22 protein-coding genes are annotated in these 26780 nt (G+C 45.3%); 3 read left to right on the top strand and 19 right to left on the bottom strand.

Going from position 1 to position 26780, the window contains the following annotated elements; translation table 11 throughout:
* Positions 1-204: 204 nt before the first annotated feature.
* Positions 205-993, top strand: coding sequence for an alpha/beta hydrolase family protein (locus tag MKY73_RS01785; RefSeq protein WP_339305400.1), 789 nt, complete (start codon positions 205-207; stop codon positions 991-993).
* A 195-nt stretch (positions 994-1188) separates the two neighbouring features.
* Here MKY73_RS01785 and argH read toward each other — a convergent pair whose 3' ends face one another.
* From argH to argC, 7 genes are all read right to left on the bottom strand, one after another.
* On the bottom strand, positions 1189-2592 hold the full coding sequence (gene argH, locus MKY73_RS01780) for an argininosuccinate lyase (protein ID WP_339308461.1): 1404 nt from the start codon (positions 2590-2592) through the stop codon (positions 1189-1191).
* A gap of 105 nt (positions 2593-2697) precedes the next feature.
* On the bottom strand, positions 2698-3933 hold the full coding sequence (locus MKY73_RS01775) for an argininosuccinate synthase (protein WP_017692004.1): 1236 nt from the start codon (positions 3931-3933) through the stop codon (positions 2698-2700).
* Positions 3934-4090: 157 nt separating this feature from the next.
* The gene (argF, locus tag MKY73_RS01770) at positions 4091-5056 is read right to left on the bottom strand and encodes an ornithine carbamoyltransferase (RefSeq protein WP_047840650.1); all 966 of its coding nucleotides are present in this window, start codon (positions 5054-5056) and stop codon (positions 4091-4093) included.
* A gap of 201 nt (positions 5057-5257) precedes the next feature.
* Positions 5258-6511, bottom strand: coding sequence for an aspartate aminotransferase family protein (locus MKY73_RS01765; protein WP_339305398.1), 1254 nt, complete (start codon positions 6509-6511; stop codon positions 5258-5260).
* A 367-nt stretch (positions 6512-6878) separates the two neighbouring features.
* Positions 6879-7718 (bottom strand): acetylglutamate kinase, encoded by an 840-nt coding sequence (argB, locus tag MKY73_RS01760; RefSeq protein ID WP_339305396.1) that lies wholly within the window; start codon positions 7716-7718, stop codon positions 6879-6881.
* Positions 7719-8054: 336 nt separating this feature from the next.
* Positions 8055-9293, bottom strand: coding sequence for a bifunctional glutamate N-acetyltransferase/amino-acid acetyltransferase ArgJ (argJ, locus tag MKY73_RS01755; RefSeq protein ID WP_339305395.1), 1239 nt, complete (start codon positions 9291-9293; stop codon positions 8055-8057).
* Between the two features lie 134 nt (positions 9294-9427).
* Positions 9428-10477 carry an N-acetyl-gamma-glutamyl-phosphate reductase gene (gene argC, locus MKY73_RS01750; RefSeq protein WP_339305394.1) on the bottom strand — a complete coding sequence of 350 codons (1050 nt, stop codon included), beginning with the start codon at positions 10475-10477 and terminating at the stop codon, positions 9428-9430.
* Between the two features lie 330 nt (positions 10478-10807).
* Between argC and cls the strand changes: the two genes are divergently transcribed.
* Positions 10808-12256, top strand: a complete 1449-nt coding sequence (cls, locus tag MKY73_RS01745; protein WP_339305393.1) for a cardiolipin synthase — start codon at positions 10808-10810, stop codon at positions 12254-12256.
* A gap of 252 nt (positions 12257-12508) precedes the next feature.
* On the opposite strand, the gene MKY73_RS01740 is transcribed toward cls, so the two are convergent.
* The 5 genes from MKY73_RS01740 to MKY73_RS01720 form a co-directional block, all read right to left on the bottom strand.
* The gene (locus MKY73_RS01740; protein WP_339305391.1) at positions 12509-13417 is read right to left on the bottom strand and encodes a YitT family protein; all 909 of its coding nucleotides are present in this window, start codon (positions 13415-13417) and stop codon (positions 12509-12511) included.
* A 134-nt stretch (positions 13418-13551) separates the two neighbouring features.
* Positions 13552-14665 (bottom strand): peptide chain release factor 2 gene (gene prfB, locus MKY73_RS01735; protein ID WP_339305389.1). Its coding sequence is split into 2 segments (ribosomal slippage): positions 13552-14592 and positions 14594-14665, totalling 1113 coding nucleotides; the frame shifts between segments, so codons are not numbered across the junction.
* Between the two features lie 287 nt (positions 14666-14952).
* Positions 14953-17457 (bottom strand): preprotein translocase subunit SecA, encoded by a 2505-nt coding sequence (gene secA / locus MKY73_RS01730; protein WP_339238115.1) that lies wholly within the window; start codon positions 17455-17457, stop codon positions 14953-14955.
* 789 nt (positions 17458-18246) lie between these two features.
* Entirely contained in the window at positions 18247-18810 is a 564-nt protein-coding gene (gene raiA, locus MKY73_RS01725) for a ribosome-associated translation inhibitor RaiA (protein WP_124116500.1), read from the bottom strand.
* A gap of 432 nt (positions 18811-19242) precedes the next feature.
* On the bottom strand, positions 19243-19440 hold the full coding sequence (locus MKY73_RS01720) for a cold shock domain-containing protein (RefSeq protein WP_024631599.1): 198 nt from the start codon (positions 19438-19440) through the stop codon (positions 19243-19245).
* 732 nt (positions 19441-20172) lie between these two features.
* On the opposite strand from MKY73_RS01720, the gene MKY73_RS01715 reads away from it, so the two are divergent.
* On the top strand, positions 20173-20541 hold the full coding sequence (locus MKY73_RS01715; protein ID WP_315937661.1) for a hypothetical protein: 369 nt from the start codon (positions 20173-20175) through the stop codon (positions 20539-20541).
* A gap of 477 nt (positions 20542-21018) precedes the next feature.
* On the opposite strand, the gene MKY73_RS01710 is transcribed toward MKY73_RS01715, so the two are convergent.
* From MKY73_RS01710 to fliW, 7 genes are all read right to left on the bottom strand, one after another.
* Complete coding sequence (locus MKY73_RS01710; RefSeq protein ID WP_339305387.1) at positions 21019-21360, bottom strand: flagellar protein FliT; 342 nt, start codon at positions 21358-21360, stop codon at positions 21019-21021.
* Positions 21353-21763: a flagellar export chaperone FliS gene (gene fliS / locus MKY73_RS01705; RefSeq protein ID WP_074096610.1), complete on the bottom strand. Its 411-nt coding sequence runs from the start codon at positions 21761-21763 to the stop codon at positions 21353-21355. Before fliS ends, MKY73_RS01710 begins: the two co-directional genes overlap by 8 nt.
* A 17-nt stretch (positions 21764-21780) precedes the next feature.
* The gene (fliD, locus tag MKY73_RS01700; protein ID WP_339305385.1) at positions 21781-23661 is read right to left on the bottom strand and encodes a flagellar filament capping protein FliD; all 1881 of its coding nucleotides are present in this window, start codon (positions 23659-23661) and stop codon (positions 21781-21783) included.
* 17 nt (positions 23662-23678) lie between these two features.
* Positions 23679-24062 (bottom strand): flagellar protein FlaG, encoded by a 384-nt coding sequence (locus MKY73_RS01695; RefSeq protein ID WP_339305384.1) that lies wholly within the window; start codon positions 24060-24062, stop codon positions 23679-23681.
* Positions 24063-24197: 135 nt separating this feature from the next.
* Entirely contained in the window at positions 24198-25946 is a 1749-nt protein-coding gene (locus MKY73_RS01690) for a flagellin (protein WP_339305383.1), read from the bottom strand.
* 146 nt (positions 25947-26092) lie between these two features.
* Positions 26093-26338: a carbon storage regulator CsrA gene (gene csrA, locus MKY73_RS01685; RefSeq protein WP_339305382.1), complete on the bottom strand. Its 246-nt coding sequence runs from the start codon at positions 26336-26338 to the stop codon at positions 26093-26095.
* Position 26339: 1 nt separating this feature from the next.
* Positions 26340-26768 carry a flagellar assembly protein FliW gene (fliW, locus tag MKY73_RS01680; RefSeq protein WP_339305381.1) on the bottom strand — a complete coding sequence of 143 codons (429 nt, stop codon included), beginning with the start codon at positions 26766-26768 and terminating at the stop codon, positions 26340-26342.
* Between the last annotated feature and the right edge of the window lie 12 nt (positions 26769-26780).

Genomic DNA, 26780 nt, shown 5'->3' with positions numbered 1-26780 from the left:
ATCTGGCTTAGCCTGTTGAAACCTTACAAGTTAGAGATACTTCTGCATAATTTCTTAATGTGCATCTTGTTATTGCATTGCACCAGCAATGCGTATAACCTGTTAAATATGGATACTTAAAAGCTAATAGGGAGCAATCCCGGCTCATCCTCTCAAGTCAAAAACACGTGGTTAACGAACTTATGAAAGGGGTTTCTTATACTCATGGCACTTATTAAATGTGATTTTTACTCCGATACACTTGGGCTGAGTACCAGCATGCATGTCATTCTGCCGCAACAAACCCACAATCAGATCGGTATGGAGAATGTAACAGGCAAAGGACTTCATCCAACCCTGTACCTGTTACACGGTCTATCGGATGATGATTCCATCTGGCTGCGCCGCACATCGATTGAACGTTATGTAGCGAACCTGGGAATCGCCGTTGTTATGCCACAGGTACATCGCAGTTTCTATACAGATATGGTCGAAGGCGGAAAATACTGGACGTTTATCAGCGAAGAACTGCCCTCACTCGCTCGTTCTTTCTTCCCTCTGTCACCAAAGCGTGAGGATAACTTCGTTGCTGGATTATCCATGGGTGGTTATGGAGCGTTCAAGCTGGCTCTTCGTAAACCAGAGCAGTATGCGGCAGCTGCCAGTTTGTCTGGAGCTCTCGATATGTCTGCACATATGGATAGAAACGCATCCTCAGCCTTACAACAAACGGAGTTACAGCGGATTTTCGGACCCGATGTGACAGGTACAGAGAACGATCTGATCCATCTGTTAAAAGAAAATCAATCTGGCGAAAGCCCACGACCTTTGCTCTACCAATGTTGCGGAACGGAAGATTTCCTGTATGAGGATAATCAAACGTTCCGTCAAGCCTGCGAACAAACAAACTTCGAATTGACGTACGAGGAAGGGCCTGGTGAACATGAATGGGGCTACTGGGATGCCAAGATCCAGGATGTATTGAAATGGTTGCCTTTGCCCAAGCGCGATTAGTAGAGCATCAATAACCGCTGCAGACAATGAAGACTGGCATTCAGATGGCAACAACCTTCCATTGCAATGGAGCTGGAATGATCCACATCATATCGCTGTAAAACACAAAAAAGCAGGCCATGGAGAACAAAGTTCTCTGGCCTGCTTCTTTATTGTCCTGTCGTATCTGTACAAATACCTATAGTAACCGTGATATTAACCGCGGTTCGTAATCCATTGCTCGGTAATCTCCAGTACCTTCTCACTGCGTGCGATGGCTTCGGCAACTTGACCCGAAGCTGTTCCACCGTATACGTTACGAGCGTTCACTACAGCTTCCGGTTGAAGTACATCATAGATCCGGTCATCGAACAGTGGTGAGAACTGCTTGAATTCATCGATCGTCAGATCCAGCAAATACTTGCTGTTCTGGATGCAGTACAGCACCGTTTTACCAATCACTTCATGCGCCTGACGGAAAGGCAAGCCTTCGCCTACGAGGAAGTCCGCAATATCCGTAGCGTTTGAGAAATCCTGGTTGACCGCTTGACGCATGCGATCCTTGTTCACGGTCATTGTTGCGATCATCGGAGCAAACAGTTGAAGTGCACCTTCCAGCGTTGCTACCGTATCGAACATGCCTTCTTTGTCTTCCTGCATATCTTTGTTGTATGCCAGTGGAAGAGATTTCAGTACGGTCAGCAAACCAATCAGGTTGCCGTACACACGTCCTGTTTTACCACGAACCAGTTCAGGAACGTCCGGGTTTTTCTTCTGAGGCATAATGCTGCTGCCTGTGCAGAAAGCATCGTCCAGTTCAACGAATCCAAACTCTGTGCTGCTCCACAGCACCAGCTCTTCACTCAGACGGGACAAGTGAGTCATGATCAGCGAAGCTGTTGCCAGGAACTCAACGATGAAGTCACGGTCGCTTACTGCGTCCAGACTGTTCTCATACACGCCGTCGAAGCCCAGTTGTTCCGCCACAAAATGACGGTCAATCGGGAATGTTGTGCCCGCGAGCGCACCTGCACCCAGTGGCAGGATGTTAATGCGTTTGTAGCTGTCCATCAGACGCTCCGCATCACGTTGGAACATGGAGACATACGCCATCAGGTGATGGGCGAACAGAATCGGCTGTGCCCGCTGAAGATGCGTATAACCCGGTACGATGGTATCGAGGTTATCTTTGGCTTGTCCAATCAGTGCTTCCTGCAAGGAATGCAGCATACCTACAAAACCAACCACGCGCTCGCGCAGGTATAGGTGCATATCCGTTGCAACCTGGTCGTTCCGGCTACGGCCTGTATGTAATTTACCGCCTACAGGGCCAATCGTATCGATCAGGTTTTTCTCAATGTTCATGTGAATATCTTCGTCCGATACGGAGAATTCCACTTCGCCTGCACGGATTTTGTGCAGAACGGTGATCAATCCTTCTTTGATCGTTTCCACATCTTCCGCAGGCAGAATGCCGCATTTGCCCAGCATCGTTACATGGGCCAGACTTCCTTGAATATCTTCCTCAGCCAAAGCTTTGTCAAAATTGATTGATGCCGTATATTCCTCAACCAAATGATTGGTTTGTTTCGTAAAACGTCCTCCCCACAGCTTGCTCACAGTGAGTACTCCCCTTTCGCTCATGGACAAAGCCGCTCCTGCCAGATGTGCAAGAACGGCCTGCCTTGTCAATTATATTAATGTCGCTCTAGTATGCAGGTGAACTTAGTTTTTGTTTTGCTCCACACCGGAGTTTACTTTCAAACGCAGTGCGTTCAAGCGGATAAAGCCTGTTGCATCCCCTTGATCGTAAGCTTGCGTTGGATCAGCTTCCATCGTTGCGATGTCCGGATTGTAGAGGCTGACAGGACTTTTCACACCTGCGCCGATGATGTTGCCTTTGTACAGTTTCACACGAACCGTACCTGTTACGTTCTTCTGGCTCTCAGTTACCAGCGCTTGCAATGCAAGACGCTCTGGTGCAAACCAGAAACCGTTGTATACCAGGGTGCTGTAACGTGTGATCAGGCTGTCACGCAGGTTCATCACTTCACGGTCCATCGTGATGGATTCCATTTTGCGATGTGCGGTGAACAAGATTGTTCCACCTGGTGTTTCGTACACGCCACGGCTCTTCATACCCACAAAGCGGTTCTCAACCATATCTACACGGCCAATACCATGTTTGCCACCAAGCTCGTTCAGTTGCTCCATCACTTGCAGCGGGCTCAAGCGCTCACCGTTCAATGCCACACAGTCGCCTTGTTCGAACTCCAGTTCAACATATTCTGCTTGATCTGGTGCATCTTCAGGTGCACTGCTTAGCAGGAACATGTCTTTGTTCTCGTCCGCACTTGGATCGAACCAAGGATCTTCGAGCACACCGCTCTCATAGCTGATATGCAGCAGGTTACGGTCTGTAGAATACGGTTTAGCCGCAGATGCGGTTACCGGAATACCATGTTTCTCAGCATACGCGATCATCTCGGCACGTCCCGGGAACTGGTTACGGAATTCTTCCAAACGCCAAGGTGCAATGACGTTAATGTCTGGTGTCAGCGCGGCCGCGTTCAACTCAAAGCGAACTTGGTCATTTCCTTTACCTGTAGCGCCGTGAGCGATGGCTGTAGCACCTTCTGCACGAGCAATATCCACCATGCGTTTAGCGATCAGTGGACGGGCGATACTTGTGCCGAGCAGGTATTGTCCTTCATAGAGGGCACCTGCCTGGAACATAGGATAGATGAAATCTTTGGCGAATTCATCACGCAGATCGTCAATGTATACTTTGGAAGCGCCTGTTGCCAGTGCTTTTTCCTCCAAACCATCCAGTTCATCCTTTTGTCCGATATCCGCTGTGAAAGCGATAATCTCTGCATCATATGTTTCTTTCAACCATTTCAAAATTACAGATGTGTCCAACCCGCCTGAATACGCGAGTACAATTTTTTCCTTAGCCATGTTCAGTGGTCCTCCCCAAGATCAGTTAAGTTAAACAGAGCCTTCATACACTGAATCCTACGAGCTTCTTGTTTAACTAACTTTTTAAAGTACATTATAGATGAATCTATCATCGCGAAATCTGCGCCTAAAATCAACCCATAAAGGCAAACAACATCTATTCGCTCATTAACGCAGCCATTAATGCTTTCTGTGCATGCAAGCGATTCTCCGCCTGATCAAAGATCAGGGAGTTCGGTCCGTCAATTACACCGGCACTCACTTCTTCGCCGCGGTGTGCTGGCAGACAGTGCAAGAACATGTAGTCCGGCTTCGCACCTTTCATCAGTTCCTCGTCTACTTGATATGCTGCAAATGCCTGCTCCCGAATCTTCTGCTCTTCTTCAAAGCCCATGCTTGCCCACACATCCGTATACACGATATCTGCATCTTTCGCTGCTTCTTGTGCACTGTAGGTCACAGTCACTTCAGAGCCGCTCTCCTGTGCGATAATACGCGCCTGCTCCACAACTGCACTATCGGGCTCATAGCCTTCTGGTGTTGCGACAGCAACATGCATACCCATCTTCGCTGCACCGAGCATCAGGGAGTGTGCCATGTTGTTGCCATCTCCGATGTAAGCCATTTTCAGACCTGCAAGCTTGCCTTTATGCTCCAACACCGTTTGGAAGTCGGCCAGTACCTGACAAGGATGCGCTGCATCGCTCAGGCCGTTAATGACCGGAACATCAGCATGCTCTGCCAGTTCAGTTACATTATGGTGTCCAAAGGTACGGATCATGATGCCGTCCAGGTAGCGGGACAATACTTTGGCTGTATCATGTGTGGTTTCCCCGCGACCCAGTTGGATATCATTTTTGCTCAGGAAGAGCGCGTGTCCGCCCAATTGGAACATGCCCACTTCAAAGGATACACGTGTACGTGTGGATGATTTTTCAAAAATAAGGCCGATCGTTTTGCCTTTCAACGGTTGAAACGGTACACCGCTTTTTTGCTTGCCTTTAATCTCGATCGCGAGATCAAGCAGATAACGAATCTCCTCTGCCGTGTAGTCCGTGAATTCGATAAAATCCCGGCCTCTCAGATCAATCTTCTGAATCTTTTCCGTCTGTTGTGCTGTCATCTATAATGTCCTCCTTATTTCCGGTTCCCTGCACCCGCATGGGCAGAAGAGAGAGCAACGTTGACACGATGTCTGAGTGCTCTCAAGTTGTGTAATCATTGCCGCCTTCCGCAAGTTCACCACGCGGCTACAGGGATTCATCATCTCATTCTGCTTCGAGGCCGGTAATGGCCCCGAGACAGAAAGGTTCTCATTTTTATATTAGGCTTTCGCCGCTACGTGCTCTTCAATCAATGTGCCTACCAGCGATACGGCCTCGTCGATCTCTTCTTTGCTCACATACAGGTTCGGAAGCAAACGAATCACATTTGGTCCTGCAGAGACAAACAAAATACCGCGTTTTTGCCCAGCAAGTACAATATCACCTACCGGCTCAGCACATTCAATACCAACGAGCAATCCCATGCCACGTACTTCCTTCACAAAGGAATTGCCTGCCAAGCGATTCCGCAGGGAGCTCATCAGGTATTCACCCATCTCCGCTGCACGCTCTGGCAAACGATCTTCCAGCATCGTTTCGATGGTCGCAATCACAACGGATGAAGCAAGTGGTGTTCCACCAAAGGTGGTCGCATGGCTACCTGGCGTGAACGCATCCCGCAGGAAACCTTTACCCAGCATCGCACCTACAGGGAAGCCACTACCGATACCTTTGGCAACGGTGAACACGTCTGGCTCAATACCATAATGTTCGTGTGCAAACAATTTACCAGTACGTCCCATTCCAGTCTGCACTTCATCCACAATGAGTAACAATCCGTGCTCGTCACACAGTTTTCGTACATGCTTGACGAATTCCGGCTCAACCGGATATACACCACCCTCGGCCTGAACCATCTCCAGCATAATTGCTGCCGTCTTAGGTCCAATTGCCGCTTCAAGTGCAGGGATGTCATGCAAAGGTACGGTTACAAATCCGGCTGGCAATGGCAAAAATCCTTCTTTCACCTTATCCTGTCCGGTTGCTGTCAATGTTGCAAGTGTCCGTCCGTGGAAGGACTGGGCGAAGGTAATCACTTCATAGCGATCTGTTCCTTTCACCTTCTGGTGATACCGGCGGGCTACTTTGATTGCCGCTTCGTTCGCTTCGGCACCACTGTTACAGAAGAACACGGCATCAGCGCATGTATTGGCTGTCAACAATGCTGCTGCTTTCTCCTGGCCCGGAATTTGGAACAGGTTGGACACATGCCACAGCTCATCGATTTGAGCTTTCAGCTTGGCGCCGACTTTCTCTGGTGCATGGCCCAGGCTGGTTACAGCAAGTCCGCACATGAAATCGAGATAACGGTTGCCCTGGTCATCCCATAACCAGCTGCCTTTACCTTTGACCAGACTGATTGGATAACGCGCATACGTTTGAAAAAGCGAGCTTTCCGTCGGTGCCGCTGCACCTGTTGCTGCTGCGCCCGCTACCGCTGTGCCAGAACCTGGCTGTTCGTTGCCTTTTGCCATGACCATATCACTCCTATTGGTTGGTGCAACGGCAATCATATAAGAGCTATAATTTACACTAGACCACTCCGATTGCAGAACCATCTTGTGAACGTACGCATACTCCACTTCGATGACAGAACAACCTTTCGATCGCTGTTATCCCCGGATTTTTTTCATTGCCCCCTAAAGGGGAAAATCCGGGGATAAAGGCGCACGCTTCGCTTCTTCAGGTTATTTCTGTCCTCTCCGTTATGCATTTTTATTCTTCAGATTGGTTCTGCACCCCGTTATTGTGTGTGTAATATTAGATTTCTTATATAAAAAAGCCGTGCACATATTTTTTATTTATTATCAGACAATGAAGACCCTAGCGCACTGAGAATAATTATTGCATACGGATAATTTTTGTTCCGATAATTTCTCCGCCGAGCACTCGGCTTAGGATCTGGGGTTCGCTTCCGTCTACGATGATGACCTCACGTACTTGACCATGAATACATGCGATAGCTGCACGCACTTTGGGAATCATGCCACCATAGATTTCTCCGGTTTGGATCATATCCTCGATCTCCTGTACAGAGACAGATGGCAGTACTTTTTTCTCGCCGCCTACGTTCTTCATGATGCCAGGAACGTCGGTTACGACAATCATCCGGCTTACGCCAAGATGAGACGCCACAGCACCCGCAGCTGTGTCTGCATTGATGTTGTAGCGTTGTCCGGTGGCATCCACACCAACTGGCGCGATAACCGGCATGTATCCCATGTTCACGATGCCTTGGATAATCTCTGCATTCACACCCGTGACATCGCCAACCCAACCGATCTCTGCGTGGTTTGTAACAGGTTTAGCCTGGATCAGGCCACCGTCCACGCCGGACAAGCCTAGTGCACGACCGCCCACACGTTGGATCAGGCGCACGATCTGTTTGTTGATACTGCCCGCAAGCACCATCTCCACTACGTCCAGCACAGGTTCAGTTGTTTTGCGCAGGCCATTAACGAATTCGGTTTCGATACCAAGCTTCGCCAGGTTATCCGAAATTGCAGGGCCTCCACCATGCACGATTACCGGCTGTGTGCCCTGAGACTGCAAATCACGCAGATCCGCAAAGAAGGACTCTGGCAATGCCGCCAGTGTGCTGCCTCCACATTTCATGACAAACATCTGTTTCTCTGTGCTCGCTTCCGTTGCGGTACTGTTGTTTGGCATTGTTGAATTCATGAGGGCAAGCTCCTTTCTTAGTAAAAATCACATTCAATAAAATTCAACACCTTTAAAAGATCACATTGGCTCGTAGGAGTCCATTCCGAATTCGGATTGTTCTTTCGATCGCTGTTGTCTCCCAGATTTCCTGAATTATCCCTATTATAGGGGGAAACTTGGAGACAAAGGCGACCGCTCCGCTTCTACAGAATCAATTCCGTCTTCTCCATTACTATTGCGATATATCATGCATCAAATAACAAGTTTAAATTTCTATTGATGATTTTTGAAATAGTTCAAACCAGCTTCACAATAGAAGATAGCTGTTTATAATTTTTTTGGGCTGAAAACTTATTACGTGCGGTATGCTGCGTTAATTCGGACGTAGTCATACGTCAGGTCACAGCCCCAGGCTGTTGCTATTCCTTCGCCGTGGTGCAGATCCACCACGATGCGCACTGTATCGGTCTGCAAATACGCCAATGCTGCTTCTTCGTCGAAAACGACTGGACGGGACTGTTCGAGTACCAAGATCTCTCCCAAACGAATATTTACCGTATCCGGGTTCACTGGTTGTCCTGCACGTCCTACGGCTGCAATAATCCGTCCCCAATTGGCATCAGCGCCGAACATAGCGGATTTCACCAGACTGGACCCGATAACGGTTTTGGCAATCGCTTGCGCGGATTCATCACTTACTGCTCCTGTAACTTCTACCTCGACCAGTTTGGTCGCTCCTTCACCATCGCGAGCAATGGCTTTGGCCAGCACTTGGCATACATAGGTGAATCCGGCTGCAAAAGCGTCCCAATCCGGATGCTCTGTGGTCAGCTCTTCATTGCCTGCATATCCACTGGACATGGCTACCAGCATGTCGTTTGTACTTGTATCCCCATCAACGGTAATCATGTTGAATGTATGATTCGTTGCCTGGCGCAGCAGGCGCTGCAACGACTCTGCACCAATGACCGCGTCAGAGGTCATGAAAGCAAGCATTGTCGCCATATTCGGATGAATCATTCCCGAGCCTTTGGCGGCACCCGCAATCGTAACCGTCTTGCCGTTAACCAGAACGGAGACGCAAGCTTCCTTTTTCACCAAATCCGTTGTCAGAATCGCTTGTGAAAATTGTTCCGCCTCATTCGGCTCCTTGCCCATATGCGCCGGAAGGCCGGTAATGCCTGAATGCACGGCATCCATTTTGAGCAATTCCCCAATGACACCTGTGGAAGCCACCGCCACGTCCTCTTCTGCCACACCCAACTCACGCGCAGCAGCCGAGCGCATCGCATATGCATCTTCTTCCCCTTGTTGCCCTGTGCATGCATTAGCGTTACCGCTGTTAACGATAACAGCCTGGAGTCGTCCGTTGTTCAAGCTTTCGCGCGTTACTTTGAGTGGCGCGGCCTGAAACACGTTCGTAGTATACACAGCAGCAGCTGTAGCCGGTACATCACATCGGATTGCTCCGATGTCATTACGAGAAGTTTTTTTCAATCCGCAGTGAAGTCCACCAGCAGTGAATCCCCCAGGGGTTACAATTGTTCCGTTCTCAATCACGGTAAAACTCTGTTGCTCCACATTCGTTCCCATATCATATCCCCCGTATGCGTTCAGCTATATGCCGATGATCCGCCTGCTTAACCTGATCCGATCTCCCTAAGTTCACTCCAAGAATGCACTCTTACTTTAACTTTGAATATTCCAGTGCCTTCTGAATTCCAAACTTATGGATATACCGGTGTCATGTTCAGCCCGAGGTTCTCCTCCCATCCCATCATCAGGTTCATATTTTGAATCGCTTGCCCGGATGCACCCTTCACCAGGTTGTCGATGACCGAAATAATCGTCAAACGCCCTGTGCGAGGATCCACCGCAAATCCGATATCACAATAGTTGGATCCGTACACTTCTTTGGTAGAAGGCCAGATGCCCGGTTCACGTACACGTACGAAAGGTCTGTTCTCATAATATTTGCGATACAAATCCACGATCTCCCGGTCGCTGTGTTCCCCAACGAGTGTTGCATACATCGTACTCATGATTCCACGTGTCATTGGCACCAGATGTGTGGTGAAGGTAACCGTAACTGGGGTTCCCGTTATATCACCAAGCACTTGTTCAATCTCGGGAATATGTTGGTGTTTGTTGAGCTTATAGGCTTTGAAATTCTCATTCATCTCTGCATAATGGTTCGTCAGACTTGTTCCGCGTCCTGCTCCGGATACGCCTGATTTGGCATCTATAATAATAGTAGAAGGATCAATCCAGCCTGCCTCTACTGCAGGAATCAGTCCAAGAAGTGTAGCCGTTGGATAACAGCCTGGGTTAGATATGAAATTCTGTCCCTTCACCTTATCACCGTACACCTCAGCCATGCCGTACACCGCTTGTTCCAGCAAATCAGATGAAGGCGCCGGATGTTTGTACCACTCTTCATACACCGTTCCATCCTTGAGTCTGAAATCGCCAGACAGATCAATGACCTTAAGCCCTGCTGCCAGCAAACTTGGTACGAGCTTCGCACTTACGCCGGACGGGGTCGCTGTGAATACCAGATCCGCACGACTCGCAATCTCAGCCGGATCTACGCCGTCAAGTGGCCTGTGAATCACGTCCGTCAAATGCGGAAATCCATCTGCGATGGATTCACCACTGCTCGATGATGAGATCACCGATGTGATTTCAACCTGCGGATGGTTCTGGAAAAAACGAATCAGCTCCACCCCGCCGTAGCCGGTGGAACCGACGATTGCTACTTTTAATTTGTTATTCACTCTCGCTCCCCCAATCTCGATGTATGCGCTACTTGTGCTATGTCCTTGCATGAATGAGGCTCGAACACAGCAATTCCGTCGCTTATATGCATATTTGTGTATTATTATACGACTCTGGTTATATAAATACAACACTCTATCATCAATTTCACATGGATTTCCACCCAATCCGAACATATCTTTTTTAACATCCGGGACGAACAGGTATACTTCTGTTAAAATACGTATTAGTAGGAAACATTACAATCAGGGTCTCATTCATAACAAACCTGCTAATCAAGGACATATGAATAGATTCATGATGGTCATTATGAGACGTGGGGGACTATAGTGCATATCGAATCCATTTTACTTATTGTACTCCTGGGCCTGAATATTATTTTTGCGGCAGCCGTTGTTTTCTTCGAACGGAAGGATGCTAGTGCTTCATGGGCTTGGCTGCTTGTCTTGAACTTTATTCCGGTGTTTGGGTTTGTACTTTATCTTTTAACCGGTCAGAATCTGACCCGATATCGGCTTTTCCAGTGGAAAGAACGCAAGAAGCTCGGGCTCGAGGAACGCATTGAAGCCCAGCTCGCACAGTTGCACGATAACCGCACCCCCTTCCGCAACCAGGCAACCGAGAGTAGCCAGGACATGATCTATATGAACCTGAAGCAGAACGGTGCCCTGCTGACCGAGGATAACGCGGTTGAGATCATTACGGACGGAACAGACAAGTTCCAGCGGCTCTTGGATGACATCGAAGCGGCCAAGGATCACGTGCACGTGCAATACTACATTTATAGAGGTGACCGTCTGGGCAAAAGAATTCGGGATGCACTCATCCGTAAAGCGCGGGAAGGCATCAAAGTTCGTTTGCTGTATGATGCGCTCGGCTCGCGGCGGGTATCCAAACGCTTTTTCAAAGAATTGCGCGAAGCAGGCGGACTGGTTGAGGTCTTTTTCCCGTCCAAATTCAGTCTGATCAACTTGCGTATGAACTATCGTAATCACCGTAAGATTGTCATCATTGATGGTAACCTGGGGTACACGGGCGGATTTAATGTTGGAGATGAGTATCTCGGCTTGAACTCAAAATTCGGTTACTGGCGTGACACACATCTGCGTATTCAGGGGAATGCCGTTCATGCATTGCAGACCCGTTTCCTTCTGGATTGGAATGAAGCGTCCAAGCAACACGATACCCCTTATGTTCCGGCACATTTCCCTCATATCGAGGGTACGGGCAACACGGCCATGCAGATTGTCTCCAGTGGACCGGATGCAGAGACTGAGCATATCAAGAACAGTTATCTCAAGATGATTAATGGTGCCAAACATTCGATTATGATCCAAACGCCTTATTTTATCCCGGATGCCAGCGTATTCGAAGCGATTCGTCTCGCGTGTCTGTCCGGTATCGATGTTCGCATTATGATCCCGAATAAACCAGACCATGCTTTCGTCTATTGGGCAACGTTATCTTATATTGGCGAGTTGTTGAAGGTTGGCGCCAAGGTATTTATATATGACAATGGCTTCATTCATGCCAAAACACTTATCATTGACAGTTTGGTTGCATCCGTGGGAACCGCCAATATTGACTACCGCAGTTTCCGGTTGAACTTTGAGGTCAATGCCTTTATGTACGATGAAACGATTGCAACAGCACTTGTACAAACCTTTGAGCACGACCTGCATGTATCGCGCGAGATGACACTCGAGGAGTACCAGAAACGCAGTCTGATTATTCGTTTCAAAGAAGCGATTTCACGTCTGCTGTCTCCGATTCTGTAGTGATAACACTCCGATGACAGAACATCCTCCCGAAGTAGCTCTCTTTCAGAAAGCTTTCAGGCGAACGTTCCACTTCTTCAGGACATTTCTGTCCTCTCCGTTATCATGTAAATGTTAAGTTGAAACTTTTAATAGTAGAAAAGCAGGTACTCCCTCTCTGACATTGCAGAGAAGAATGTACCTGCTTTTTTTGAATTTTTATTTCCAAACGTATGAGTCCTACACGGCTCGCTCCCTATTTTTCACACCCGTTCACACATGCTCTCCCCGCTTAAAACCTTCGCCGAGCACTTCGTGCGCGTTACTGATAATAACAAAAGCCCCCGGGTCTACGGACCGGATCAACGTTTTGAGCCTTGGCACCTCATTTTGCCCAACCACCACCATCAGGACGGTTCGCTGATCATCGGTGTAACCACCTTTAGCTTCAAGCTTCGTCAAACCGCGATCCAGATCATCCAAAATCACTTTGCTAATCGCTTCAGTCTGGTTGGAGATAATATAAGCCACCTTGGAGAAACCCAGCCCCATCTCAACGGCATCGATCACTTTCCCCGTAACATACAATCCAATCAGTGCATAGAGAGATTGCTCTAATGACAATACAAATGCAGCCATAATAATAACGGTAGCATCCATAATCACCACACAGATTGAGTAACTCAGCCCACTATATTTCTGCACGATTCTGGCCAGAATGCTCATGCCCCCTGTTGATCCTCGACCGCGGTATACAATGCCGATCCCCAGACCCACGCCAATACCGCCATACAGTGAACCAAGCAACGGATTTGTTGTTGGAATGGCCCAATCCTTCGTCAGATAAACTAACAGCGGCAGGACGATACTGCCGAGGACTGAGCGAATTCCATACTGCTTACCAATGAGCAGAAATCCTGCAATCAGAAGTGGTATATTAATTGCCCACTGCGTATAAGCCGGCTCCCAATTAAGCCATTCCTTGCCCAGGATCGATAAACCAGACACCCCGCCTGAAGCGATCTGATTCGGTAATAAAAACAAATTAAAGGCCACTGCAATTAAAAACGAACCTACAATAATGGATAACGTATCCACGACGTTTCTCCATGGCCCATTGAGGGGGATGAGGCTGGTTAACCTCTTTTTGCGTTGATTATGAAATTGTGATCGTTGTTGCATGTTCTCGTGCTCTCCTTTGTTGTGACTGATCAGTTGTTCGTTCATGTTCTCTATATCTTATAAAATGATTCAAAAAAAAGCTCCTGTATACACCAGCATACGCCTAGACGTATGGGTCCATACAGGAACTTCTATTAATCGGTTTCTACTTTAATCTGGCTACGCAAATAACCATCGATGAATGCATCGAGGTCGCCGTCCATTACTGCTCCTGTGTTTCCTGTCTCTACACTTGTACGGTGATCCTTTACCATACTATAGGGATGGAACACATAGGAGCGAATCTGGCTACCCCATGAAATATCCGACTGATCTCCTCGGATTTCATCCAGTTGTTGTTTTTGCTCTTCAATTTTACGTTCATACAATTTCGAACGAAGCATCGTCATCGCTCTCTCACGGTTCTTGATCTGTGAACGTTCATTCTGACACGTTACAACTACACCTGTTGGAAGGTGAGTAATCCGTACGGCAGAGTCGGTGGTATTGATATGCTGTCCACCCGCGCCACTTGCCCGGTACGTATCAATCTTGAGATCCTCTGTACGGATGTCGACTTCAACCGTGTCATCAATCTCCGGTACCACATCACAGGATACGAAGGACGTATGTCTACGGCCCGATGAGTCAAAAGGAGAGATCCGCACCAGTCGGTGTACACCCTTCTCGGCTTTTAGATAACCATAAGCGTTATGTCCCTTGATCGACAACGTAACACTCTTGATCCCAGCCTCATCACCTGGCAGATAATCCAGTACCTCAACCTTGAAGCCACGCTTCTCGGACCAACGCGTGTACATCCGGAGCAGCATCTGCCCCCAATCCTGTGACTCAGTGCCACCCGCACCCGGGTGAAGCTCCAGAATCGCATTCATCTTGTCGTATGGCTGATTCAGGAGAAGCTGAAGTTCGAACTCTGCGACCTTATTCACGATGGCGGTAATACTGTTACCAATCTCGGTAGCGAGGTCTTCGTCGCCTTCTTCATCCGCGAGCTCGATCATCATCACTGCATCATCATAGTCCTGTTGGAGTTTGGTGTATTGATCGACCGATCCCTTCACCGCGTTTAGCTCAGCGATGATGGATTGCGCTTTGTCACTATCGTCCCAGAAATCCGGAGCGGACATCTTCACTTCGAAGTTGCCGATCATCTCTTGCTTCAGATCTAAGTCAAAGAGACCCCCTAAGGTTTGTTAGTTTCTTGCCTATTTCACGCAGGTCATGCTTCACATTTGGATCGATCATGTGCAATTCCTCTTTTCATTAAGATAAGCTCCCCGCATCCAGGGTATTCCTCCAGTTCAAGTATCAGATGCGCGCCAGCTGGTGTTGAGACAACTGTTATTTCAGTATATCTCTTCTCCATGTTCATGGTCATATGATTATAACTATGCACCATTCGTTGGTTTTGCATCCTTCACTTCATCCTATGGAATACCCGGCTGCGAGGAGCCGTTCATGTCATGCTATATAAGTTGATCTAGTTAATGTTACACCTGTTACTCCGATTACTGTAGCATCTTCCGATCGCTCTACTCTTGACCGTGGCAGTGTTTGAACTTCTTGCCACTACCGCATGGGCATGGATCGTTACGTCCGATTTGGTCAGAAACCTTCACTGGACGTTTCTCAGCAGGTTCACCGCTTGTCGAGATCTGACTTTCCTCAACAACCGCTTGACGCTCCTGATTGCTCTCGATCTGTGCTCTCATCACATAAGTCGCTACTTCTTCTTGAATTGAAGCGATCATCTGATGGAACATCTCGAAGCCTTCGAACTGGTACTCACGCAGTGGATCTGTACCGCCATAGGCGCGAAGGTGGATACCTTGACGCAATTGATCCATTGCATCAATATGATCCATCCACTTGCTGTCTACTGCACGCAGCACAACCACTTTCTCGAACTCACGAACCATCTCTTCGCCAATTCGCTCTTCACGTGCATTGTATTTGTTCTGAACTTTCGTGAACAGGTACTCGATGATCTCTTCTGCTTCCTTGCCCCACAGATCATCTTTCGTTACCGAACCATCATCCAGCAATTTGCTGTTCATGTAATCGGCAACTTCCTGCAGCTCCCAGTTTTCCGGAATATCGTCACTACAATGTGCTTCAACGATACGTTCAATGGAAGGTTTGATCATATCCATAACGATCTGTTTGATATTTTCGGACTCCAGTACCTCGCGGCGCTGTTTATAGATAATTTCACGTTGTTGGTTCATGACATCATCGTATTGAAGAACGACTTTACGCACGTCAAAGTTGTTACCTTCAACACGCTTCTGCGCCGATTCTACTGCACGGGTAATCATCCGGCTCTCGATCGGTTGGTCTTCTTCAAAACCAAGACGCTCCATCATGTTCAGTACATTGTCTGCACCGAAACGTCTCATCAATTCATCACCCAGTGACAGGTAGAATTGTGTTGAACCCGGGTCACCTTGACGTCCTGCACGACCACGAAGCTGATTATCAATCCGGCGTGATTCGTGACGCTCTGTACCGATGATATGAAGGCCGCCTACTTCAGCTACACCTTCACCCAAGATAATATCTGTACCCCGTCCTGCCATGTTGGTAGCAATCGTTACTGCTCCCGCTTGGCCTGCTCCTGAGATGATCTCTGCTTCTTCCGCGTGGTACTTGGCGTTCAGTACCTGGTGTTTTACACCACGGCGCTTAAGCATGTCAGACAGGCGTTCCGAGTTCTCGATGGATACTGTACCTACCAGTACCGGCTGGTTCTTGCTGTGGCGTTCCACGATCTCTTCCACAACCGCTTTGAACTTGCCATCGATGCTCTTGTACACGACATCTGCCATGTCATCCCGTTTGTTCGGACGGTTAGTTGGAATCTGCAGTACTTCGAGACCGTAGATTTTTTTGAACTCTTCTTCCTCGGTTTTCGCTGTACCCGTCATACCCGCAAGTTTACGGTACATCCGGAAATAGTTCTGGAAGGTAATCGTAGCAAGCGTCATGCTCTCGTTTTGTACTTCAATGCCTTCTTTGGCTTCAATCGCCTGGTGCAATCCATCACTGTAACGACGTCCAGACATCAGACGACCTGTGAATTCATCGACGATCATAACTTCTTCATCGCTGACCACATAATCTACGTCACGACGCATAATTACGTTGGCTTTCAAGCCCTGTACAATGTGATGGTTGAGGGTAACGTTGGCATGATCATACAAGTTCTCGATACCAAATGCTTTCTCTGCTTTGGCCACGCCCGCCTCAGTCAACGCTACGGATTTCACCTTGATGTCTACCGTAAAGTCTTCTTCTGGCACCAGACGCTTCACAAAACGGTCAGCTGCATAGTACAGATCTGTCGATTTCTGAGCTTGTCCAGAGATAATGAGCGGCGTACGCGCCTCATCGACCAGGATGGAGTCAACTTCATCAATAATACAGAAGAACAATGGACGTTGGACCATTTGCTCTTTGTACAGAACCATGTTGTCACGCAGATAGTCAAAACCAAACTCATTGTTCGTTCCGTACGTAATATCACATGCATATGCATGCTGTTTCAAAGCATGGTCCATACCGCTCAGGTTAACCCCTACCGTCATGCCCATGAATTCGTAAATTTGTCCCATTTCCTGGCTATCCCGCTGTGCCAGATAGTCATTGACCGTAACCACGTGAACACCTTTGGACATCAACGCGTTCAGATATACCGGAAGTGTTCCTACCAGCGTTTTACCTTCACCCGTTTTCATCTCGGAAATACGGCCTTCATGCAGCGCGATCCCGCCCAGCATCTGTACATCGTAGTGACGTTTGCCCAGTACACGGCGTGATGCCTCACGTACGGTTGCAAATGCCTCTGGAAGAAGCTCATCTGTTGTTTCTCCCTTTTCGATACGAGCACGGTATTCCTCCGTTTTACCTTTCAGTTGTTCATCAGACAACGCCTGAAATTGTGGTTCCAGTTTATTGATCACATCGACCGTCTTCATCAGACGTTTAACATCACGTTCATTCATGTCGCCGAAGATCTTTTTGACAAGTCCTAGCATGGTATACCCCTTTCGTGCAAAACAGAATAGACCCCCTGTTGCCGCCACGCGACACCATCGGATGGATGTTGCATCCACTTGCCCGGGGGTGACAAACAATATAAAAAGTAATATAGATGAATCAACTCCAGGCTTGCCAAGGGTTCCTCATGAAGCTGATTCCGTATTCAAACGGATTCGGTTATTAAAAATCTAGCCGAAGCCCGAGCCTTGCGAATCATGTTCATGGTGCTGTGCCTGTCATTGATTATGATTAGCGATCATTCGTTGACAATTCCTCATCAGGACAATGATTCTCTTTGCATAAATTGTAACAGTTTGTAAGGGCCGCCGCAACACGCCACGGCACACTTCTTTGAACTTCTGAGACATATCAAATGGAGTTTAAGTGCAAAAAATCATAGTCGTTAGCGGAAGCGTTCAATTGTCATGTTTTATTTTACAAGGCAGACGGTCCTGTCAGCGAATTTTGATGGTAAATTTGGATGATAATCTCAAAATTAAGTTCTCGATATTAGGTGTACGAATATTTTCGTACCCATCGGAATCTGGTGGTTAAATTGTACCGATTATTGATTCTTCATACTATCTATTAGACGCAGCATCATAAGGAATAGTTTCACCATTTTATTTCCACACATCATTTCCCAGTGCCTCTACGCACAAAAGAGCCCCATCCCCTAAGGGATGGAAGCTCTTGTTAAGTCTAATCCAGGAAGCAGTTCCTGTTCATTATTTAAATTCAGATATTCTTATTCAATTCCGATCTGATGATCCTGTACGTTTAAATTAACCTTGTTCGATCAATCCGTACTTACCATCGTTCCGTTTATAAACCACGCTAACTTCTTCACTGTCAATGTTGGAGAATACGAAGAAATTGTGACCAACCATGTTCATTTGGAGGATGGCCTCTTCCACGTCCATTGGTTTCAGCATAAAGCGTTTCGTACGTACAACTTCCAAATCATCTTCATCCGTGTCCGCATCCAGTTCAGCTGTAGCTACAGTACCTGTTGGATCTTCAACGAAGAGTGTTTTCAGGCTGCCTTCCTGGCGGAACTTACGGTTAATTTTTGTTTTGTGTTTGCGGATCTGACGTTCCAGCTTGTCCACCACGGAGTCAATGGATGCGTACATATCGTCGCTCTCATCCTCAGCGCGGAGCACAATGCCTTTCAAAGGGATCGTCACCTCTACCGTATGCAAACCTCTCGTCGTGCTCAATGTAACAGCACCGTCAGAGTTAAGGGGTGCATCGAAATACTTCTCGAGTCTACTCAACTTTTTGTCGACATAATCCTTCAAAGCATCAGTAACCTCGATTTGTTGACCTCGAATACTTAAATTCATAGGGCACTCCTCCTTTTTCCTTTGCCACTTCATTATAACACGAATGTAAGCGCCATGTAAAAACTCCCGGTGACCGAATAATGACATCTGTTGAAGCCACATCTGCCAACATAGGCATAACGCCATATTTCGCGATATTTCATCATATTCAGCCATAATCGAATATTTAGTTGGTATGAATTATTAGGCGCTTGATGATGTAATTAACCGTTTTTGAGCCACCTCAATCTAATATGTAAAATGAACTTCACTCGATCTCTTGGATCTACTGCTTTAATCTATTAAACTCACAAAAATACTGTTCCCGGAATGATCTTAATCTCGAATCTATTGAAACAAAAAAAGACCCCGGAACATACCGGAGTCTGATGCTAGCGATAATTCAATTTGGTAACCATCTAACCATATATGTAGGTCGGATTGTCCGGATGATTATAATTTGATTACGTTAGCTGCTTGCGGTCCACGCGCGCCTTCGACGATGTCGAATTCTACGGATTGACCTTCTTCCAAAGTTTTGAATCCTTCGGATTGAATTGCGGAGAAATGTACGAATACGTCGCCGCCATCTTCAGTCTCAATGAAACCGTAACCTTTTTCTGCGTTGAACCATTTTACTTTACCTTGCATGCACTAACATTCCCTTCGTCATCAAATGAAGTGAAGCTTTCGGCCTTAACCTCTGCCCACAATTCAGATAATACCATCCAAAGTTATCCATTGTCAATTGGTAAAGTAAATGTTTTCTTGGAATTTTTTGTAGATTAATTGGGGATTGTGTTGAATGGTGGGGTATCTTGAATATATCAGTTGTTAAAGTACGGATGTGACCTGATATACAAGTAAGATTAACAAACGCAACGCTAATAGGGTAACATAAAATATATATTACATCGCGCAAATAACAATCTAACTGTAGCTACAACTATAGCAAATGTAATCAAACTTATGTAGCAACTTATAGGAGTAACCTCTGAGCAGAGCATCTTTTAGAATGTTTTTTTCTGTTACATACCAAGCAACACAACAACGAAAATTGCGAGACTCATCGATGTAAAGAACTAAAGCGGATTATAAGCGATGATTGAAATACAATGTAATTGCCTCTGAACATGGTGAAAAGCTGGGATACAACGAACGGCATGAATAGAGAACAAGGTGCATTTACAGAAAATTATAACGCGAAAGTAGACCAGCAACATCCACATTATGTATAGCTATAGTCGTCTGATATCTTATTAGTACATATGATAACAGATACAATATGTAACAATTTGGATTTATAACAAGTATTTAATAAATAAATATTTATTTGTGATATATTTAGAACGATAGTAAATATATTCCAAGGAGATGTTCAATTTGTTTAATTCTAAAAAAGTACTACTTACTGCATCTGCACTTCTATTGCTCTCACTAAGCACTGGCATTGCATCTGCATCAGATGCAACAATTAAACCCGTAGCAAAAGCAGATGTCACGATTCAAATGCTTACTTATCAAGTAAAACTTAAAGTTGGTGAAACCTATCAACTGCCATACGGTCGTAATTACAAATACTATCCTAGCCAATATAGCGAAGGCGGGCCCTATTTCAGCGTTACAAATTCAGGTCTAGTAAGAGCTTTAAAATTACCACCCACAATCCCTGGTGAGGCTGTTGGTTCAGTTGGAGTCGTACAAGAAGGCGTAAGGGATATTGCTGAAGTTTTCATTGAAATAACATATTAATCTTTATAAAAAGTAGAGGCTTTAACTTATTTAGAATCCATTTCTAAGACGTTTGAAAAAGTGTAATGCTCATTTAATAAGCGGACAATAGATGATTCCTGTATTAAACAACTCTATTGAAAACTAACGCTTTGTGAAACATCAAAACTTTAGGGGATCATACGATTTCCAGGACGCAAAACGAGCCTTAGAAGTGATTCTAAAGGCTCGTTTTTTGACGTTTCATATTAAGAGGCACTTTTTCAGCGACTGAAGAATTGCCTCTTAAGGGGACTTATGCCCCCCTTTAATATCTGTTCAAGTCTTCTTTCGTGAATTAACTCTTGCTCATGATTTATTCCCCGAGTTCTTACTCTAGCATACAAAATACAAAAAAAGTACCCATAGACCGCACACCTTTTATCAAGTGTCTGGACTTATGGGTAACCGTGTAATTATGCATTCATTTTCTACGCATGAAGGCTTCTTATTAAGTTCTTATTTCTTTTTGTCCATCAAAAAACTATCTGGCGTATAACCTGACTCATAAGCATTTCGTTGTGTTTTCGCTTGTCCTCGTTTATGCAACCAATCCTGGGCTTCTAATCTCAGAACATTCATACGTGCTACAATTTCGTTGTCGTTGCCCAAGAGCTGTTCGATCTCTATCTTCTCAGTTACACTTGCGGGCTGGAGAGAAAACTGCTCCACAAGTCCATTAATAATCACTTGGCGCTCTTCAACAAAAGCTTCGAGTTGCTCATACTCGGTTTCATATAACACGTCCATGATATTACTCGTCAGCTGCTGTAACTGAGTCAGATATGACGATTTATCCATGAGCACTTTCAGTAGTAACAGGTGGCGCTTCCTGACCTGCAGCAATCTTAGAAGCTTGTAGCCACGTTTCACGAAGATCCGTTAAATAGCCTACTGCTTCTTCAGCTTTGGTCACATCTTTGCGAATGTTTGCCTCCACAAGCAGATAATTTGTATATTCATATAATGAATGTAGACTCTTGGAAATATCATAAGAACGGTCCAAGGTGCTCATCAATTCACTAATTATGGTCTGGGCTTTCCCCAAATTCAGACTTGTCTTCTCATTATCCTTCTGGGTCAATCCATCAATAGCTGTCTTTACAAAACGAATTGCTCCATCATACAACATAATGACCAATTGCGCCGGATTCGAAGTCTGAACTGAGGATTGACGGTATTTATCATAAGGAGATGTAATCAAAAGTCTCACCCTTTATATTAAGATTGTCCTAAACTGGAAAAGAGACTGGACGACTGTGTTTGCATCTTGTTCATTGCCGCTTCCATTGCAGCAAATTGTTTATAGTATCTGTTTTCGGTTTTTTGCAAGTTCGTTTGCATCATTAGAATTCGATTGTTATAATCCTTCATTTTGCGACCCATGATGTTTTCATCTCTGAACGCACTAGTAATATCAGTTGTGTATCTGTTCGTACCTGCACGCTGGTATACTTTCTCAATTGCATTAGATACCTTATCTGCCAATTTATCAAACAAACCTTCATTTGGAGCATTGGATGGTCCTTGGAACAGATCCAATGCCATTTGTGGATTGGAACTGATCATATTTTTAAGTTTTGTCTCGTTCTCAATCACCAACTTACCATTCTCAGAATAGCTGCCGGTTGTAATCCCAAGAGCACTTAAAGGACCAAGTTTATCTGTAATGACTTGACGCATTTCAGACAACACCGATTTGATGATATCATCATTTTTTAGCAAGCCACTTTTTGCTTTCTCAGTCCAAGTATCAATCTCGGATTCTTTTAGTTCTTTCTTTTGCTCGTCTGTTAACGGTTTAAAATCACGATATTTTGTTTCTTCTACCTTTGAGTTAAGAGCTTTAATCAAGCTATTGTAATCTTCAATGAAACCTTTAATGGATTCCAGCGCTTTATCTGGATCACTTTGGTTCTTGATAATAGCCGGAGTATCCACTCCATTCTTTGTGGTAACATCCATCAAAGTTATTTGCACACCATTCAGAGAAAACGTATTACTCTTGATATCTTTCAAAGGCTCATCATTCACAGTTACTATCGCATCATGACCTGCAGTAGTCGTGAGCTGACCTGCCATATCCTCATAAGATTTAATTCCCTTAAACAAATTCAAAAATTCATGCGATCCACCGCTCATTTTCAATTCCTCACCGGACTGAGCAGTAATCGTTAATTTCCCATCTGCAAAATTCGCTGTTGCCTTGGCATCACCAGATTTTATCTTGTCTACTACATCTGATATTTTATCCGTTTCGTTGAAACTAAACGTCTTTCCATTCAATACAAAACTGTACGTCTTCGCAGGGGAACCTGGTTCTGGATCCTTACCACCACTCAGTTTATATAGATCAGCCAATGTCTTATCATCGGTCACTCCCGTACCTGCGCCATTCGTTTCAATCACCGTTTTTTTAGAAAAGAGGGCTAACAAGGAATTGCCACCAGTAGGGGTTTCTACTGTCACTTTACTATCCAGACCTCCTGTTTTGGAGGCTATTGATAACTTACCTGTAATCTCATCATAACTTGCAATTGCATTTGCCTGAGCATTGGAGTTAATGGTAGATACCAATGTAGAGATGGAGGTCATACCGTTGAATAAAGACTTCCCATCTTTATCGGTAAAGCTTACACCATTAATCTTGATATCAAATCCCTTTTGAAGATACTTAGCCATGTCCGCTGAACCCATTTTGGACAAGTCTACACCTTCCAATGCTGCTAATGATGTAGATCCGCTTACTCCTTGTCCCAAACCTGAGGTAGCTACTGTTGCACTTTTAGCTAACTGAGTAACACTTACCTTCATTTCAACTCCGTTAGCGGATGCGGACGCTTCTGCTTTGACAGCATCAGTATTACCCGTAACAGTTGCTTTATTTGCATTCAGTGCTGTGGAATTACCATATTTTGTTATTAACTTATTGGATCTAAAGTCATATAATTTACTGCTTAATTCACGGTAACTTTCCCGCTGCCACTGCAACAGTTGCTTTTCCTGATTGAGTTTGTCCAAAGGCACACGTTTTGTCGCCATCATACTTTTAACCATACTTTCAATATCCATACCGGAAAATCCATTAATACGTGTAACCATTTCGCCACCCCCGTAATCTATATTTTTTCGTCAATTAAAATACCCGCAATTTCCATCATCTTGGCTACTAAATCTAACGTTTTCTCCGGTGGTATCTCACGGAGCAATTCCCCAGTTTCCTTATTTAAAACTTTGACCATAATATCATGTGTCTTCTCGTGAATACTAATATCTAATGTCGTTTCTGGACCTTGCAAGGCTTTCACCGCTCGATCAATGTTGCGGATCAGCAGTTCTTCCCCTACAGATAAGTGTACACCTTGTTTTTCTTTGGCATAAGCTTCCTTCGCTGTCCTGATGTTTGCTGTGTCGGTTACCGCTTGAGAAGCGCCTCCAGGGTGACTCACCTCAGTAGCAGTGTTTGTTACGGATGAGGCAGATAAAGAAAATTGAATATTCACCCTTCAACGACCTCCAACTTGTTCGCATTTATATTATATATCGGTCAAGCAAGTCCCCAGCTTTAGGAAATATGTAAAATCAAATAAAAAAACCTTGGATCAAAGATCCAAGGTTGAGTGCAGAGCCTGATAAAATTAACGAAGCAATTGCAGAACGCCTTGCGGCTGTTGGTTTGCTTGTGCCAACATTGCTTGAGCTGCTTGAGCCAAGATGTTGTTTTTCGTTTGTTGCATCATTTCTTTCGCCATATCAACGTCACGGATACGGGATTCAGCAGCTGTCAGGTTCTCAGAAGCTGTTCCCAAGTTGTTGATTGTGTGCTCCAGACGGTTTTGAACAGCACCCAGTTTAGAACGTTCGCTGGATACACTAGCAGTCGCTTTATCCAGAACTGCGATTGCAGCAGCTGCGCCTTCTTTAGTGGAGATGTTCAGAGCAGCTTCACCTTTAAGGTCGTTAGTACCGTCAGTAACAGTGTTCTCTTTAGTGAAACCAGCATCGCCAGCTTTACCAGTGATACCAAGAGCTTTCGAACGCATATCAGTAATTTCCAAACTCATGGATTGTCCTGTATTTGCACCGATTTGGAAAGAAGTTTTGAAAGCTTCTTGCACTCCACCATCTGTTACTTTAACTGCACTATCTTTTCCTTTTTCATTAGATGTTACAACAAGATTATTAGTTACTGCTTCTTTGCCTAGAGTGACACCTTCAATTTTAGCCTGTGTGACAATAGCATCAACCAGTGAAGATTCATTGGTAATATCACTGATATCAATACCAATAGCATCGCCTTTGTAAGTGCCTTTATCGGCATTGTAAAACTCAATTTGTTTTCCATTGATTGTAAGGCCTTTATCAACCAATTTAGACAAATCTGTGAAGTCTAGAGAACCTAGATCAATTGAAGTACTTGCTGCTGTAGCATTAGTGTTTGTGCCTACTACTGCAACACCTGATGTATATGCTGCTAGAGCTCCGTTAGCACCAGTGTTAGCTTGTAAAGTCACCTGAGCAGGTGTACTTGAAGTGAGAGACACATTACCTTTAGCTCCAGAGAAAGCACCTTCTTTGAGGGCTTCAATTGTGATAGTACCGTTATTCTCTGACACTTTAAAGTTACCTTTGAGATTATCATCGTTATCAATTAACTTTTGTAATGCGGAAGCAGTTGCTTTTGTTACTGCGGAGTCAGAAGAAGTATTTACTGCATCACCCAGATCAACAGTTGCCTCAACATTGTTTACGTTATAGGATGTATCCCCGGCTACTGCTGTACCACCAGCGTCTGCAAAATTAACTTTCAAATCAGTTCCATTAAGGTTAAGAGTAAGTGATTCTCCATCTGCCAGTGTAGCACCTAAGTCAGCCGTAAACTTAACTTCTTTAGAAGTTGCGCTAGTTCCAGCTGTATTAGTAGAAACAGTAGCAATATCTAAGCCAAGTCCGGCCAAGTTTTGTTTGCCATCACCTTGCAACAATTTCTGAGTATTGAACTCAGTAGTGTTACCGATACGGTTGATTTCAGAAGTCAGTTGGTTCATTTCGTCTTGCAGAGCTTGACGATCTGAATCCGTGTTGGTTCCGTTAGCAGATTGGTTAGCAATCTCGCGTTGACGTTGCAGGATGGAGTGAGTTTCGTTCAAAGCACCCTCAGCTGTTTGGATCAAAGAGATACCATCTTGAGCGTTACGGGAAGCTTGGTCCAAACCACGGATTTGACCGCGCATTTTTTCGGAAATTGCCAGACCTGCAGCATCGTCACCAGCACGGTTGATACGAAGACCAGAAGACAATTTTTCGATATTTTTGTTAGTGTTAGCAGTGTTTGCAGACAGTTGACGGTGTGTGTTCAATGCCGCGATATTATGGTTGATAATCATTAGAGTATTTCCTCCCTGAAAATAAATTAGTTCCACATCCATGTGGTAAACGCCGCGACATTAAGGTCGGCCGCCCTGCCGAAGCAGCGTCTAAATTATATATCGACGGAAGGTGAGCAACTGTTTATAGCAAATTGGAATATTTTTTAATCTTTTTTATTTTCCATTTTTCTTAAACGTTCCATAAACGCTTCAATATTGGCTGCGAGAGGTGTAGCAGACTCCCGATTTGCATCCTGAATGGACGCGTAAATCTCCTGCCGAAAAATATCTATATGCTTAGGTGCAGAAATACCAATTCGCACGGTATCTCCTTCTACAGCAAGTACGGTCACCTCAATATGATCCTGAATAACAATGGATTCACCCTTTTTTCGTGATAATACCAGCATATCAGACTCCACCCTTCACTGAGTTTGCTTCATCTTCGGCCCAGATGAGATGACGTGTCTCATAGCTGGAATGATGGAGTACCACTTGTTTTCCCAGACGTTTCTCTGGATTGAGTACAACCGGAGCCAGTAAATTCATGGTAGATTTATTGGTGTCGGAATGAATAGTTACCAGAGAGAAAACCAACACCTGCTCTTCAATCCCTAACTCTTCCTTATCCACCTCACCCAATTCAAAACTATAATCAGGTACAAACATAAATGGACTAACCAACAAGAATGATAAGCCAGGTTCTTCTACTGATTGTAAATAACTGAACGGTGTATCTTCCCACGGAATTAACGCGTACTCCGTCTCTTCTTCAAATCCGGGTAACCCTTTGGGAAATTGATACAGATCTTCCTCTTTGACCTCTAGTTCTCCCCACATGCTTGTATGAAT

This window comes from Paenibacillus sp. FSL R5-0519 (genome assembly GCF_037974275.1).
Taxonomy (GTDB): domain Bacteria; phylum Bacillota; class Bacilli; order Paenibacillales; family Paenibacillaceae; genus Paenibacillus.
Note: the sequence above shows the minus strand (reverse complement) of the source record. Positions and strands in the feature narration are given on the sequence as shown.